We start from the raw sequence: 13,315 nt of genomic DNA, 5'->3' as shown, positions 1-13,315 counted from the left end.
ACCAGCAGTGACAGCACAGCAGACGTGGACCGGCCGTTGGGTCGCCGACCGGGCCGGCATCGCCCTGACCGGATCGGACCGCCTCCCCGAACTCGTGGGCCTGGCCCTGCGTTCCCAGAACCCGAAGCGCGCCCACCTGCTGGTCTCCACCGTGCTCGGCAAGCACGTCCCGCAGCGGCCTGCCGTCGTCCACGGTGCCGGACTCGAACTCGGCCGGCAGGTACGCGAGTTGCTTGGCGGCGAGGCCGCCGCGCGGGCCGTCGTCCTCGGCTACGCGGAGACGGCCACCGGCCTCGGCCACAGCGTCGCCGACGGCCTCGACGCCCCGTACCTGCACTCCACCCGCCGCCCGGTGGCCGGTGTGCCCCCGCTCGGCGGCTTCGAGGAGGAGCACTCGCACGCCACCTCGCACCTACTGCTCCCCGCCGATCCCGAACTCCTCACCGGTGAAGGCCCGTTGGTGCTGGTCGACGACGAGTTCTCGACCGGCCGCACGGTCCTCAACACCATCCGTGACCTGCACGCCCGCCACCCCCGCGACCACTACGTCGTCGTCGCCCTGGTCGACCTGCGCTCCGCCGCCGACCGCCGCCGGCTCGCCGACACCGCCGCCGAACTCGGCGTCCGGCTCGACCTGGTGGCCACCGCCAGCGGCGCCGTCCAGCTGCCCGCCGACGTCCAGGACCGCGCCGAGCGGCTGATAGCCGAGGCCGCCCCCGCCCCCGCCGCGCCCCCCGGAACGCCCGCACCGCTCGCCCGGGTCGACCTGGACTGGCCCGCCGGGCTCCCCGACGGCGGCCGGCACGGGTTCACCGCCCACGACCGCGCCCGACTGGACGCCGCCCTGCCCCGCCTGGCCGGACAACTGGCCGACGCGCTGCCCGCCACGGCGCGGCGCGTGCTGGTCCTCGGCTTCGAGGAGCTGATGTACGCCCCGCTGCGGCTGGCCGGCGCACTCGCCGACCGGCTGGGCGGTGACCGCGTCCGCTACTCCACCACCACCCGCTCGCCCGTCCTCGCCGTGGACGACCCCGGCTACGCCATCCGCACCCGCCTCGCCTTCCCCGCCCACGACGACCCGCAGGACGACGCTTCGCGCGAGCGCTACGCCTACAACGTCGCCCCCGGCAGCGACCCGGCCCGCCGCTTCGACGCGGTCGTGCTGGTGGTCGACGACGTCGCCGACACCCCCGCCCTGCGCGAGGGCGAGCGCGCCCTGCTCGGCCAGCTGCGGCAGGTCACCGACCAGGTGGTGCTCGCGGTGCTGCCCTCCCACCGGCCTTCGCTCCAGTCGCCCCAGCTGCCGTCCCCGTTGTACGGCCCGGCGTTCTCCTCCTACCGCCCCGACGAGGTGGCCTGGCTGCTCAAGGACCTCTCCGGCGTCCCGCTCGAAGCCCCCACCGAGGAGCGCGAGGAGGCCGTCCAGAACGGCGGCGCGCACTACGCCGAGTCGCTGCCGGTCGAGTACCAGCCCAGCCCCGAGTACCAGGAGCTGTTCCACCAGGCGCTGCGCGCCTCCGCCCGCCGCATCGCGCTCGCCGCCGGCACCGTCGCCGAGACCCTGCTGCGCGAGCGCGGCCCCGGCCTGGTGCTCGCCTCGCTGGCCCGGGCCGGCACGCCCGTCGGCATCCTGATCCGCCGCTGGCTCGCCCACGCCCACGGACTCGACACCCCGCACTACGCCGTCTCCATCGTCCGCGGCCGCGGCATCGACCAGGTCGCGCTGCGCTACCTGGCCGCCCACCACCGCGCCGGCGACGTGGTGTTCGTCGACGGCTGGACCGGCAAGGGCGCGATCACCCGCGAACTCGCCGAGGCCCTGGCCGGCACCGGCTTCGACCCGGACCTCGCCGTCCTCGCCGACCCCGGCCGCTGCGCGCGCACCTACGGCACCCGGGACGACTTCCTGATCCCCTCCGCCTGCCTCAACTCCACCGTCTCCGGCCTGGTCTCGCGCACCGTGCTGCGGCCCGGCCTGATCGGCCCGGACGACTTCCACGGCGCCAAGCACTACGCCGAACTGGCCGGCGCGGACGTCTCCGCCGCCTTCCTCGACACCGTCGCCGACCACTTCGACGCCGTCCGCCCGGAGGCCGTCGCCGCCGCCGACCGGCTGTCCACCGCCCCCGATCGCACGCCCGACTGGGCCGGCTGGGCCGCCGTCGAACGGATCAGCACCGAGTACGGCATCGACAGCGTCAACCTGGTCAAGCCCGGTGTCGGCGAGACCACCCGGGTGCTGCTGCGCCGCGTCCCCTGGCGGGTCCTCGCCCGGCGCGGCGCCGGCGCCGACCTCGACCACGTCCGGCTGCTCGCCGCCCAGCGCGGCGTCGAGGTCGAGGAGGTGGACGGCCTGCCGTACTCGTGCGTCGGCCTCATCCACCCCCGCTACAGTCGAGGAGCGACCGGGGCCTCCGGTAGGACCGTTGTGGTGAAGGAGTCCTGATGAACGCCGATGTTCTCGTCGCCAGCGACCTCGACCGGACGCTCGTCTACTCCAACCGGGCCCTCGCCCTGGACGTCCCCGACCGGCTCGCGCCCCGGCTGCTCTCCGTCGAGGTGCACGACGGCAAGGCGCTCTCGTTCATGACCGAACAGGCCGCCGCGCTGCTCGTCGAACTCGTCCGGCAGGCCTGGTTCGTCCCCGCCACCACCCGCACCCTCGCCCAGTACGAGCGGATCAACCTGCCCGGCCCGACGCCCGGTTGGGTCCCCGCGTACGCGATCTGCGGCAACGGCGGGCACCTGCTCGTCGACGGCGTGCCCGACCAGGACTGGCGCACCGAGATCACCGCGCGGCTCGCCTCCGGCGCGGCCCCGCTGGAGGAGGTCGTCCGGCAGCTCGCCCTGAGCGCCGACCCGGAGTGGACGCACAAGCGCCGCGTCGCCGACGGGCTGTTCGCCTACCTCGTCGTCGAGCGCGCCGCGCTGCCCGCCGGCTGGCTCGACGAGCTGACCGGCTGGTGCGCCGAACGCGGCTGGGCGGTCTCGCTCCAGGGCCGCAAGGTCTACGCCGTCCCCGGGCCGCTCAGCAAGAGCGCCGCCCTCGCCGAAGCCGTCCGGCGCACCGGCGCGAGCACCGTGCTCGCGGCCGGTGACTCGCTGCTCGACGCCGACCTGCTGCTCGCCGCCGACGCCGCCTGGCGGCCCGGGCACGGCGAACTCGCCGACGGCGGCTGGACCGCCCCCGGCGTCACCGCCCTCGACGAGGTGGGGGTGGCGGCGGGGGAGGAGATCGTCCGACGCTTCCTCGCCCGGGTGGCCGCCGCGCCCACCGCGCCCACCGCGCCCGTCGCTTCCTGAGCGGAAGCGGGGGCGGTCAGCCGCAGCAGCCGCCGCCGCAACAGCCTCCTCCGCCACCACCGTTGCCGGAGGGGGCCTGGCGCGGGGCGCCGCCCGAAGCGGAGCCGGTGACGGCGACGGCGGACAGCAGCTTCACGGTGTCCTCGTGGCCCTGCGGGCAGACGGCGGGGGCGCCGGCCTGCGCCATCGGGCGGCGGAGTTCGAAGGTGGCGCCGCAGGAGCGGCAGCGGAAGTCGTAGCGTGGCATACCGGCAGGGTACCCACGCGGTGCCCCGCCTGCGCCCTACCGGTGTTCTGCTGGTGGGTGCTGCCGGTGTCCTGCCCGGCCGGTGCTACCGGTGCCCGCCCAGATCGCCGCGGATCAGCCCGATCACCTGCGCCGCCGTCTCCCGCACGCCCGCCAGCTCGGTCAGGAAGTGCCAGTAGTCGGGGTGCCGGCCGGCCGCCTCCAGGGTGGCCACGGCCCGGTCCAGCCGCGCCACCGCCTCGTCCAGCGGGGCGGCGTGCCGCGGGTCCGGCGCGCTGCGGCCCGTCATCGCCAGCCGCTGCGCGTCGCGCAGGGCGAAGCGGGCCCGCTCCACCTCCCGGTGCGGGTCGTGCTGCACCTCGTTCAGCTGCCGCAGCCGCTCGTTCACCGCGACCACCGACCCGTCCGCGGTGTCCAGCAGCGCGCGCACCGTACCGATCGCGCCCGTCGCGTCCGCCCAGCGCTGCTCGTCCCGGGCCCGGGCGGCCTCGGCGAGCTTGCGCTCCGCCGCCCGCCCGGTCTCCGCGACCTGCTCCGACACCCGCTGGAGGTCCTGCCAGCAGGCCGCGCTGAACCGGCGGCGCAGTTCGCTCAGCGCCGGCTCGACCGTCTCCGCCTTGGTCTCCAGCGCCTGGATCCGGGTCCGCAGGCTCGCCACCCGCCGGTCGATCTCCCGTGCCCGCTCCGGCAGTTGCCCGGCGTCGGCCGCGATCGCCTCGGCGCGCTGCCGCACGTCGTCCGCGCGCCGCAGCGTCGGCGCCACCCCGTGCCGGGCCGGCCCCTCGTTCAGCAGCCCGAGCTCCGGCGCCAGTTCGGCCAGCCGGGCCGCCAGGTCGTCCGCCCGCAGCCCGGCACCGCGCACCGCGTCCAGCGCGTTGCTCGCCTGGAGCAGCGCGCGCTTCGCCTGCTCCACCGCCGGGGTGACCCGCATCAGCTGCTGCTCGGCGCGCTGGAGGATCGGCTGCAGCCGCTGGAGGAAGTCGTTCAGCTCCGTCCGGGCCGAGCCGAGCTGCCCCTTCACGTCCTCCAGCTGACGCCGGGCCCGCGCCGCGGTGCCGGCGTCCAGCGCCTCGTCGTCCAGGTTGTACGCGTCCAGCGCGGCCAGGTAGTTCACGGTGACCTGGTCCACCCGGCCGGTGATCCCCGCCAGGTCCGCCAGCGCCCGGCGGGCCGTCGCCTCGTCCTCGGCCGCCCGGACGGTCTCCACCGCCAACTGCACCTCGCGCTGCGTCGAGTCCAGCTCGTAGAAGGCCTCCTGCGCGGCGTCCCGGGCCGCCTTGGCGTCCGCCCGCCCGCCCTCCCCGCCGCGCCGGCCCCACCAGCCGCCCGTCCCGGCCGAGGCCAGCCCCAGCGCACCCAGCGCACCCGCCAGCACCACCGGCGCCACCAGTGCGTCGGCCAGCGCACTCCCCGCCCGACGCCACCCCCGCCCGCTCCCGCCGGCCACCGTCACTGCGCGCTCCCTGCTCCGACCCGCTGATCCACCCCCATTCTTCCCGATCACCCCACCCCACCGGCACCCCCACCCGTCCCACTCCCCGACCACCCGCACCACAGCACCCCCCGGGACCAGGTACCCTAGGCAGTCGTCGCGCCCCCACCGGGCCACGACAGGGGGCGCGTAGCTCAGTGGTAGAGCGCTGCTCTTACAAAGCAGATGTCGGCGGTTCGAAACCGTCCGCGCCCACCCATAACGGACATAATTTCAGGTCGAAGCGGACAAGTTGGGCGCTTATCCTGCGCATCCTCACTTTCGGCTTCCCTGGCAGCTCTCCGGTATCGCCGCAGGTCAGAGGCGTTTTGCACTCTTGGTGACATCTGCTTCGCGGAGGCGGCACTCGCGTCCCCCTCGTGACTCTCATTGAAGAAACCGCAGGTCGGAGTGGGTTCTCTGACCGGTCGACTGCGTTGGGTGATCTCTGCCTCCGTTGGGTGAGGCTCACCCATGTGGACCAATGTGAAGTCGCAGGTCAGAGTGGGTGCGACACCCGAAACCGGCCGACCGCAGGACCGGCTTCGTGGAGGGGCGGATCGGCGGCTACTTCGCGGGCCAGCACCGGTGGGGGCGGGAGACGGCCACTCGGATCGGGCGGCTCTCGGGGGTGCCCGAGCCCCCTGACCGGCGCGGGGAGGTTGGTGAGCGCCGTTCTGAACTTCGGGTCGTGCCGGTTGTCGCGAAGCCTCGACGGTGTGTCACGGGCTCAGAAGTCTGGTGCGCGGACGAGGGTGGAGTTCGCGGCCGAGACCGTGCAACCCCTCGGCGCCTGCATCGCCGACATCCGGCCCGGGTTAGGACCTCGGCCTGACGGCCGAATCCGTCCGTCCCACCGGTCTGGCCATCGGGCGCGGGACGGTCCGCCTCTCGAACGCGAAGGAGAAGTCCGGCATCGCACCGGCCGGCACGAGCGGCCCCTTCCCCTGGACTTCGTCGCGCACTGACTCGTCCGCCCGCCATCTCGGGATGGCGGGCGGACGGGCATCACCCTGCGCTTTTCGTACGCGGGGCGCGATGTCACTGACCGACGAAGTCGATGGGCATCGCGTTGCTGGTGTTCGACCGGCTGATCTGCTCCTTCGTCTTGGCGTCCGAGAGGACGACCGTCCCGTGTCCGATGTCGAGGCCATCGGGACGCACCGAGTCGGCCGCCCTGCCGACGTCCTGCCCGGTCGCGGCCACGGTCAGGCTGTGCTTGCTGTCCTCGTCCGTGAACACCGCCCATCGGGCCAGGCCGAGGCCGCTGCCCTCCAGGTGAACCGGTCCGCCCGCCTCGACCTGGTCGGGGTAAGCAGCGTCAATGTGCATCGTCATCCCGAATCTCCTCCTCTTTTCTCATGTGTGCCGTCGGTCGGAATCAGCCCCAATGGAGTAAGGCCTGAATCCAAACTAGAAGCTCGCCGACGGCCGGGCAACCCCATTCGACCGGGAATCCCGGTTCCATGCAAATGCATCAATAATTCCACCTCCAAGATGCTTCGGTTGAGAACCATTGGTAGAATGTCCTCCTGGGCGGAATGCGGATGCCGCACTCGGCGATGCCGTTACGGGTCCTCGAATACGATGCCGACACCGTTACTCGTGTTGCCCGTCCCGATCTCGCTCTGTGTATCGGCGGTGGAGAGCCAGACGGTTCCGTGCCCCTTGGCGAGCCCCGGAGGGCGCTTCGACTTCGCCAGGTAGCCGACATTGTTGCCTTCGGCGGTCGTGATGACCGTCCTGCCGTTTTCGTCCGCGAATATCGCCCAGCGCACCAGGCCGAGATTCTTGCCCTCGAAAGTGACCGGGCCCCCTTCCTGCACGTCCTGGGGGTCGATCCTGTCGATATGGGGAATGAGGTGCTTGACGTGAATGGTCACGCTTGCGGCCCCGTAGGTCTCCGGACGGCAGTTCGGCGGGCTCTCGATGGCGAGCCGCACCTTGGGGTCCCCGGAGGAGGGTGCGCTTCCGACGCGGACGGTGACGTCAAGCTCGATCCGGTCCCCGCTGTCGTAGACGTCGAGGCGGGCGTTCGCACACGTCAGGACGGAGTTTCCCGACGACCGCTCGCCGGGAAAGCTCCCCGGCCGGCCTCCGTTCCGGCTGAAGCCCACCCCGTCCTCCTCGAACGTCAGCCCCGGATCGGCGGTGAGGACGAGGTCCGCGCTCGCGACCCCCTCCTCCCGCCGGTCGACCGCCCGGAACGCGGCGGTGACCACGGAGCCGGGGTCGGCCTGGACATCCTCGGCCGTCACATCCAGCCGGCCCCCGCCGCCTCCGGCCTCCACGCCGCTCACCAGCCCAGCACGGTCACCCAGACCTGCCCGGCCGACGGGTAGTTGTTGACCTGAGGGTCGAATGCCCATTCACACGTCACCAGTACCTGGCCCTTCTGGGCGTCCTCGATGCTGGCATCCGCCTTCACGTGGATCCTTCCGATCTTCAGGTACTGGCTGTCGGTGTAGTGCCCGGAATAACCGGACACGACGGCGACCGCCCTGTTGACGCACTGCTCGAATGAGAACGGTTTCGTCAGGTACCTGATGGTCCCGTCGCCGGAGCTCGGGAATTCGAAATAGAGCTGCTCGACCTGGATGCTTGGCGCCGTACTCACTCCGGTCATGACTTTTCCTTCCTCGTCCCGCCCTCTGCGGGGCTGCCGCCCAAAGGGTCTGCCGGAAACGGATGCCCGCCGGCTGCGGCGGGCATCCGCCCCGATTCGCCTACATCCCGCCCGTTTCGGCGATGACCATGATCCGCGCCGATGCCTGGAAATTGTAGTCGGGCCCGGCGTCCCGCGGACGCAGCAGGAACGTCACCTGGACCGCTGCAGTATTACCGGTCAGCTTCCCCACGGAGCACTCGACGTGCTCCTTGCCGTAGGGGGCCTCGCCGGGATTGTAGGGGCCTCTGAGGAATTCGAGGGAGAAGGCCTGGATCGCGGCTTCGGCATTCTTGACGGGGTGACTGAAGGTGGCGGTGCCATGCCATGTCAGCGGCTCCGTGCTGCGCCCGTGCTCGTACGGGACCGCCTCGATGACCGTGAATTCTATTCCCATGGGCCTGTCCTCCAGAAAGACGCCTAATTCTTCAGGGGGAATGCTGCACCGCCGGGAAGTTCGGCCGGCTGATGGTTCGCGTACTTCCAGTGCACATCGCCACGTTCGCGATCGCAAACCGGGGCAGGGTGGACACCCGGAGTGACCGGGCGCCCGCGGGCTCACGTGCCGAGGAACTCCGGGCCGAAGCTCTGCGCCTTGTCCTTCGGGTTCACCGTCGCGTAGAGCGGGGCGGCCAGCTTCTTCAGGCCGAACATGGCATTCTCCGCCTCCGTCAGCTTCGCCTGCCCGCCCTGGCCCGGCGTCCATGCGGCCTGGAGAAGCCGGACGGTCTCCATGTACGCGGTGTTGAATGCCGTCAGCTTCGCCTGGGTTTCGGGGGTCACGTCGTACGCCGCCTTGTCCTTCGCGTAGCCGCCCTTGGGGACCACGGCCATCGGCCAGGCCTCGGGGAAGGGAACCGGCAGCTCCTTGCTGTACTCCCAGCGCCCCGTCCCCTTCTTGATGAGCTCTCCGCCCGCCACGACCTGGGCGAACTTGTAGTAGTGGGCCAGTTCGTCCGGTTCGTCGGAGATGCCCGGGAGGCTGGCCGTGCCCTCGCCCTGCGCCTTGATCTCGGTGATCGCGCGTTCGATGTCGGCGAAGCCCTGGATCTTGTAGAGCCCGAGCCCCTCGTCCTCCAACTGGTTCTGCGTCGTCAGCAACGGGCAGTAGCGCCTCAGCTTCTGCAGCAGCTCGTCGTAGAAGGCGCCGATGGTGACCGGGGGCCCGGTCACGAGCGGCGGCAGGGACGGGACTTCCGGGGATTCGATGACCATGTAGGTCTTCTCGACGTACTCCTTGGTCAGCCCTCGGAGCCTGACAGTCAGGCCCGCTTCCACCCCGCCCGGGAGGACCGTGGGGTACACCGGGGGCTTGATGACGGGTGTGCCGCCGACGGCGGTGAGCATGTTGCAGGCCAGCCCCATGTGAAGCATCTCCTCCACGACGACGCTCCTGATCAGCTTGTACGCCTTGGAGTCCTTGCCGCTGTCCTTGATGGACCACAGGCCGCAGAGGTACGCCGGGATGGTGGCGAACTCCACTTCGATCGCCAACTGGAGCTGCTTCTTGATCACGTCCACCGGTTTCCCGGGGACATCGAACAGGACGAAGTCGGCGATCCGTTCCGTGAACGACGTCCCGACGATGGTGGTGGTCATCCGGTCCTCCTGCGTGGTCGGCTGCCCCGGCAAAGCGCTCTCGGCCCGCCCGGGTGTTCGTTCGATCGTGTGCCGACCAGCGGCCGTCCACCAGCCCAGGCGGGCTGCCCGGGTCAAAGGACCGGGCCGTTGCGGTGCTGTTCGGCGGCCGGGGTTACCCGTACGGCGGACCGCGGGCATGCGTACGGGGCGGCCGGGAGCGAGTCGGCCGTGAAGCCCCGTGTGCGGGCGCCCCCGGCGCCGCGCCGTCACCCGGAAGACGGAAGGAATACCCCACCGATGACCACGGACACCACGACCGCCGGCCCGCCCGCCGCCGACGTCGCCACCCTCCGGGAGGAGGCCCGCACCCGGCTCCTCGACCAACTCCTGGGCCACGACGGGCAGTCCGCCCTGAATCCGGACGGCCTCCGGGTCGCCGACCCGACCTTCACCGGCCATGGCTGCCCGCTGCGCCTGGACCTGGCCAACGGCGCCGGCCCCCCGGCGCCGAACACCACGATCGCGTTCACGGACGCGGTGGTGGAGACCGGCACCTACATGTGGCTGCTTCCCGACCTGAAGGCGTACGCACCCAAAGACGAGCTGATCAAGAAGCTCGGGGCCCCCGGCGGTCCGCTGGACCTCAATCCCCCCACCCCGCCCAAGAAGTGCGCCGAGCTCGGCGAGAAGATCGACGACAAATACCTGGCGAAGCCGACGGTGAAGGAGCCGAAGGCGCCCGCCGACTCCGGCATCCCGGCGGGCTACACCTATCTCGGCCAGTTCCTCGACCACAACATCACGTTCCAGGCCGACGTGACCTTCGACAGCAACACCATCAGGGACACGACGAACTTCCGCGGAGCCAGGGTCGACCTCTCGCACGTCTACGGACTCGGTCCCAAGACCCAGTCGTTCGCGTTCTACGACAACCTCGACGTCGGCAAGTTCTGGATCGACCCGTACCACGACTACGACGTTCCCCGTAACCCTCAGGGTGTCCCGGTCATCGCGGACCCGCGCAACGACAACACCATCATCTCGATCCAGATCCACCACGCCTTCATGCTGTTCCACAACGCCGTGGTCGACATGCTGAAGGGGTCCGTCCCGGACGTCATGCTCTTCGACACCGCGAAGCGACAGGTCGTCTGGCACTACCAGTGGATGATCCTCAACGACTGGCTCCCGAGGATCGTGAAGGACACGGTGTACGCGAAGGTCAAGGCAGCGGCCGAGAACCCGAGCACGCCTTTCCTGCTCTTCAATCCCCCGCAGGGCAAGCCGGTCACCCTGCCGCTGGAGTTCACCACCGCCGCCTACCGGCTGCACTCGCTGCCGGTCGAGGAGTACCGCCTCAACGAGCACACGGCCGGCCACCTCTTCCACTTCCGCAAACCGTTCGCTCCACTGCGCACCGACCAGATCATCGACTGGCGGCAGTTCTTCGTGATTCCGGGAGCCCAGCAGCCCCAGTACGCGAGGAGGTTCGACCGGAAGATCATCCACGCCTTCCTCCAGATGCCGCCGCCCATCGACAGCCCCCTGACCTGGCTGGAGGACTCCACGAAGAAGGAGAAGCTTCCGGAGGGGAACCCGTACGCGGACCAGCTCTACTCGCCGCTGCTCTCCATCGCCATCCGGAACCTGCTCCGTGCGAACACCTTTGTCCGCAAGGACGGCAGCAAGGGGATGCCCTCCGGAGAGGACATCGCCAAGGAGGTGTACGTGAAGTACCCCTCGGGCCACGACCCTTACAAGCCGGCAGACTTCGAGTTGAAGGACTTCGACCACGTACCGCCCTGGTACTACATCCTGGGCGAAGGCGCGCTCGAAGAGAACTCGAAAGTCGGCAGCCTCAAGCTCGGCACCGTTGGCAGCGCCATCGTCGGCGAGGTGATCGCCGCACTGGTCAAGACCGACCCGGACTCGTACCTCACCTACAACGGTAAGAACCCGACGAAGAAGTGGACGCCGACCTTCGGCGAGACTCCCGGCACCTTCTACATGTCGGACCTCGTGCGCATCGCTGGACTCGTGTGACCACGGGCCGGCGGTCCGGCGGGCGGCGCTGAAGCTCGTTCCAGAAGGTCTGGTGCGGGGCATTCCTCCGGTATGGGTGGGGTGCTTCGGGCTGAGCAGGTGTGGGTGGAGACGTTCACGGGGCTGTGGTTGCGGCAGTTCGAGAGTCTGGTGCGCGTGGTGCGTGAGCGGGGCGGCAACGGTCCGGGCGGCGGCTGGCCGTGGCGCCTGCCGCTGCCGGACCGGATCCTGCCGGTCGCCGTCTACTGCCACACCAATCTGACCGTGCAACAGTTGGCGCCGCTGTTCGGGATCTCCTCGGCGACGGTGTGCCGCACCGTCCAGCGCCGCGGCCCGCTCCTGGCCCTCGAAGCCGTCCGCGCCCACCCCGTGAACAGCTGAAACGTCCACCGCGGCCCAGGTCAGGATCATGATCCCGACCTGGGCCGCGGTCGTGCTCGCAGTTTCGGTACACGCGCGGACGGTCTCACCACGATCGGCCGCATCGAGAACGGGCTCGTACCACCCGCACTCGTTCGCCGAGCGTGTCGAGAGGCGCCTGGCCGCGCTGGAGCTGCGGGAGGAGCCCGCCGCGCTCACCCGCACAGACGGCACCGGCCATGCGCAGGTCCGCCACCGGGGAGGAGGTGGACCGCGGGTACCTCCCCGCGTCCCGGTGGACTCCGCGAACCGCCGATCACAAGAGCGAGCTCTGACCCCTCGTCTGACCTGGGACAATGGCCACTTGTGCTCGTTGAACGGCCGCCGCTGCCCGCATGGCCACGTGCGCACGTGGAACGAAAGGAAGTCCCATGATCTTCATCACCGTCAAGTTCCCGGTCCGCCCCGAGCGTGCCGACGGATGGCTCAGCCTCGTCGACGGCTTCACCCGGGCCACCCGCGACGAGCCCGGCAACATCTTCTTCGAGTGGTCCCGCAGCGTCGACGACCCCAACGAGTTCGTCCTGGTCGAGGCGTTCCGCGACGGTGACGCGGGCAAGGCGCACGTGGAGTCCGCGCACTTCGTGAAGGCGATGGAGGACATGTCGTACGCGGTGGCCGCCAAGCCGCAGATCGTCTCGACCGAGATCCCCGGCATGGACGGCTGGGGGGAGATGGGCGAGATCACCCCTCGGTGACCTTCGCTTCCTGTGCAACGGCCGGCCGATCCCCGCAGATCGGCCGGCCGTACTCCGTCCGGGGGCCCGGGAAGGCTCCGGCCCGGCGTCGGGCGGTCGCGGGTGGCAGGGGTGGTGGGGGTGGGTGAGGATCGGGGGAGACGGTGGGCCCCGAGGGGTGGTGTGCGGTGAGCGGGCAGGCTCGGGCGGAGTTGTCGGCGCGGTTGAACTGGCTGCGGGCGGCGGTGCTGGGGGCGAACGACGGGGTGGTGTCGACGGCCGGGATCGTGACCGGGGTGGCGGGGGCGGCCGAGTCGCGGGCGGTGCTGCTGGCGGCGGGGGTGGCCGGGCTGCTGGCGGGGGCGATGTCGATGGCGGCGGGCGAGTACGTGTCGGTCAGCACCCAACGGGACACCGAGCGCGCCGCGTTGGCGAAGGAACGCCGGGAGCTGGCGGAGGACCCGGAGGGGGAGCTCGACGAGCTGACCGACTACTACCGGGACAGCGGGCTGACGGACGGCCTGGCCCGGGAGGTGGCGGTGGCGTTCACCGCGCGGGACGCGCTGGCGGCGCACGCGCAGAGCGAACTCGGCATCGATCCCCAGGTGCTGACGAACCCGTGGCAGGCGGCGCTGGCCAGCGCGACCGCGTTCACGCTGGGCGCGCTGGTGCCGCTGCTGGCGGTGCTGCTGCCGCCGGAGTCGTGGCGGGTGGCGGCCACGGTGGCGGCGGTGGTGGCGGCGTTGACGCTGTCGGGGTGGGTCAGTGCCCGGCTGGGCGGGGCCGGACCGGGCCGGGCGGTGCTGCGCAATGTCGCGGGCGGGCTGGCGGCGATGGCGGTGACGTACAGCGGGGGCGTGCTGCTGGAGCGGTTCACGGGGTGAGGTGGGCCTGGGCCGGCTCGGGAG

12 protein-coding genes, 1 tRNA gene and 1 pseudogene are annotated in these 13,315 nt (G+C 71.1%); 7 read left to right on the top strand and 7 right to left on the bottom strand.

Annotation, left to right across the window (positions count from 1 at the left end; all coding sequences use genetic code 11):
- Positions 1–7: 7 nt before the first annotated feature.
- Positions 8–2,446: a phosphoribosyltransferase gene (locus ACIQVZ_RS01045; RefSeq protein ID WP_402446080.1), complete on the top strand. Its 2,439-nt coding sequence runs from the start codon at positions 8–10 to the stop codon at positions 2,444–2,446.
- Entirely contained in the window at positions 2,446–3,303 is an 858-nt protein-coding gene (locus ACIQVZ_RS01040; protein WP_402446078.1) for an HAD family hydrolase, read from the top strand. The genes ACIQVZ_RS01045 and ACIQVZ_RS01040 overlap by 1 nt, the downstream gene beginning before the upstream one ends.
- Before the next feature lie 16 nt (positions 3,304–3,319).
- On the opposite strand, the gene ACIQVZ_RS01035 is transcribed toward ACIQVZ_RS01040, so the two are convergent.
- Both ACIQVZ_RS01035 and ACIQVZ_RS01030 read right to left on the bottom strand, forming a co-directional pair.
- Entirely contained in the window at positions 3,320–3,550 is a 231-nt protein-coding gene (locus tag ACIQVZ_RS01035; RefSeq protein ID WP_063347431.1) for a zinc ribbon domain-containing protein, read from the bottom strand.
- Between the two features lie 85 nt (positions 3,551–3,635).
- Positions 3,636–5,003: a hypothetical protein gene (locus ACIQVZ_RS01030; protein WP_402446074.1), complete on the bottom strand. Its 1,368-nt coding sequence runs from the start codon at positions 5,001–5,003 to the stop codon at positions 3,636–3,638.
- Between the two features lie 162 nt (positions 5,004–5,165).
- Here ACIQVZ_RS01030 and ACIQVZ_RS01025 point away from each other — a divergent pair.
- Positions 5,166–5,237, top strand: a tRNA-Val gene (locus ACIQVZ_RS01025).
- Between the two features lie 825 nt (positions 5,238–6,062).
- On the opposite strand, the gene ACIQVZ_RS01020 is transcribed toward ACIQVZ_RS01025, so the two are convergent.
- The 5 genes from ACIQVZ_RS01020 to ACIQVZ_RS01000 form a co-directional block, all read right to left on the bottom strand.
- Entirely contained in the window at positions 6,063–6,359 is a 297-nt protein-coding gene (locus tag ACIQVZ_RS01020; protein WP_402446071.1) for a hypothetical protein, read from the bottom strand.
- Positions 6,360–6,589: 230 nt separating this feature from the next.
- A complete protein-coding gene (locus tag ACIQVZ_RS01015) occupies positions 6,590–7,321 on the bottom strand; it encodes a hypothetical protein (protein ID WP_402446069.1) in 732 nt (243 codons plus the stop codon).
- Positions 7,318–7,647, bottom strand: a complete 330-nt coding sequence (locus tag ACIQVZ_RS01010; RefSeq protein ID WP_402446067.1) for a hypothetical protein — start codon at positions 7,645–7,647, stop codon at positions 7,318–7,320. Before ACIQVZ_RS01010 ends, ACIQVZ_RS01015 begins: the two co-directional genes overlap by 4 nt.
- A gap of 100 nt (positions 7,648–7,747) precedes the next feature.
- A complete protein-coding gene (locus ACIQVZ_RS01005; RefSeq protein ID WP_402446064.1) occupies positions 7,748–8,083 on the bottom strand; it encodes a hypothetical protein in 336 nt (111 codons plus the stop codon).
- A gap of 161 nt (positions 8,084–8,244) precedes the next feature.
- Positions 8,245–9,285 carry a ferritin-like protein gene (locus ACIQVZ_RS01000; RefSeq protein WP_402446061.1) on the bottom strand — a complete coding sequence of 347 codons (1,041 nt, stop codon included), beginning with the start codon at positions 9,283–9,285 and terminating at the stop codon, positions 8,245–8,247.
- A 279-nt stretch (positions 9,286–9,564) separates the two neighbouring features.
- Between ACIQVZ_RS01000 and ACIQVZ_RS00995 the strand changes: the two genes are divergently transcribed.
- From ACIQVZ_RS00995 to ACIQVZ_RS00980, 4 genes and pseudogenes are all read left to right on the top strand, one after another.
- The gene (locus ACIQVZ_RS00995) at positions 9,565–11,310 is read left to right on the top strand and encodes a peroxidase family protein (RefSeq protein WP_402446058.1); all 1,746 of its coding nucleotides are present in this window, start codon (positions 9,565–9,567) and stop codon (positions 11,308–11,310) included.
- Positions 11,311–11,382: 72 nt separating this feature from the next.
- Positions 11,383–11,661, top strand: a pseudogene (locus ACIQVZ_RS00990) (transposase family protein); the annotation flags it as partial.
- A gap of 440 nt (positions 11,662–12,101) precedes the next feature.
- Complete coding sequence (locus ACIQVZ_RS00985; RefSeq protein ID WP_350878106.1) at positions 12,102–12,428, top strand: putative quinol monooxygenase; 327 nt, start codon at positions 12,102–12,104, stop codon at positions 12,426–12,428.
- A gap of 167 nt (positions 12,429–12,595) precedes the next feature.
- Complete coding sequence (locus tag ACIQVZ_RS00980; protein ID WP_350878105.1) at positions 12,596–13,291, top strand: VIT family protein; 696 nt, start codon at positions 12,596–12,598, stop codon at positions 13,289–13,291.
- Positions 13,292–13,315: the final 24 nt, after the last annotated feature.

The organism is Kitasatospora sp. NPDC098663, assembly GCF_044760075.1.
In the GTDB taxonomy this organism is placed as follows: Bacteria; Actinomycetota; Actinomycetes; order Streptomycetales; family Streptomycetaceae; genus Kitasatospora.
The sequence above is the reverse complement of the archived record's forward strand: the minus strand, read 5'-3'. Positions and strand labels throughout refer to the sequence as shown.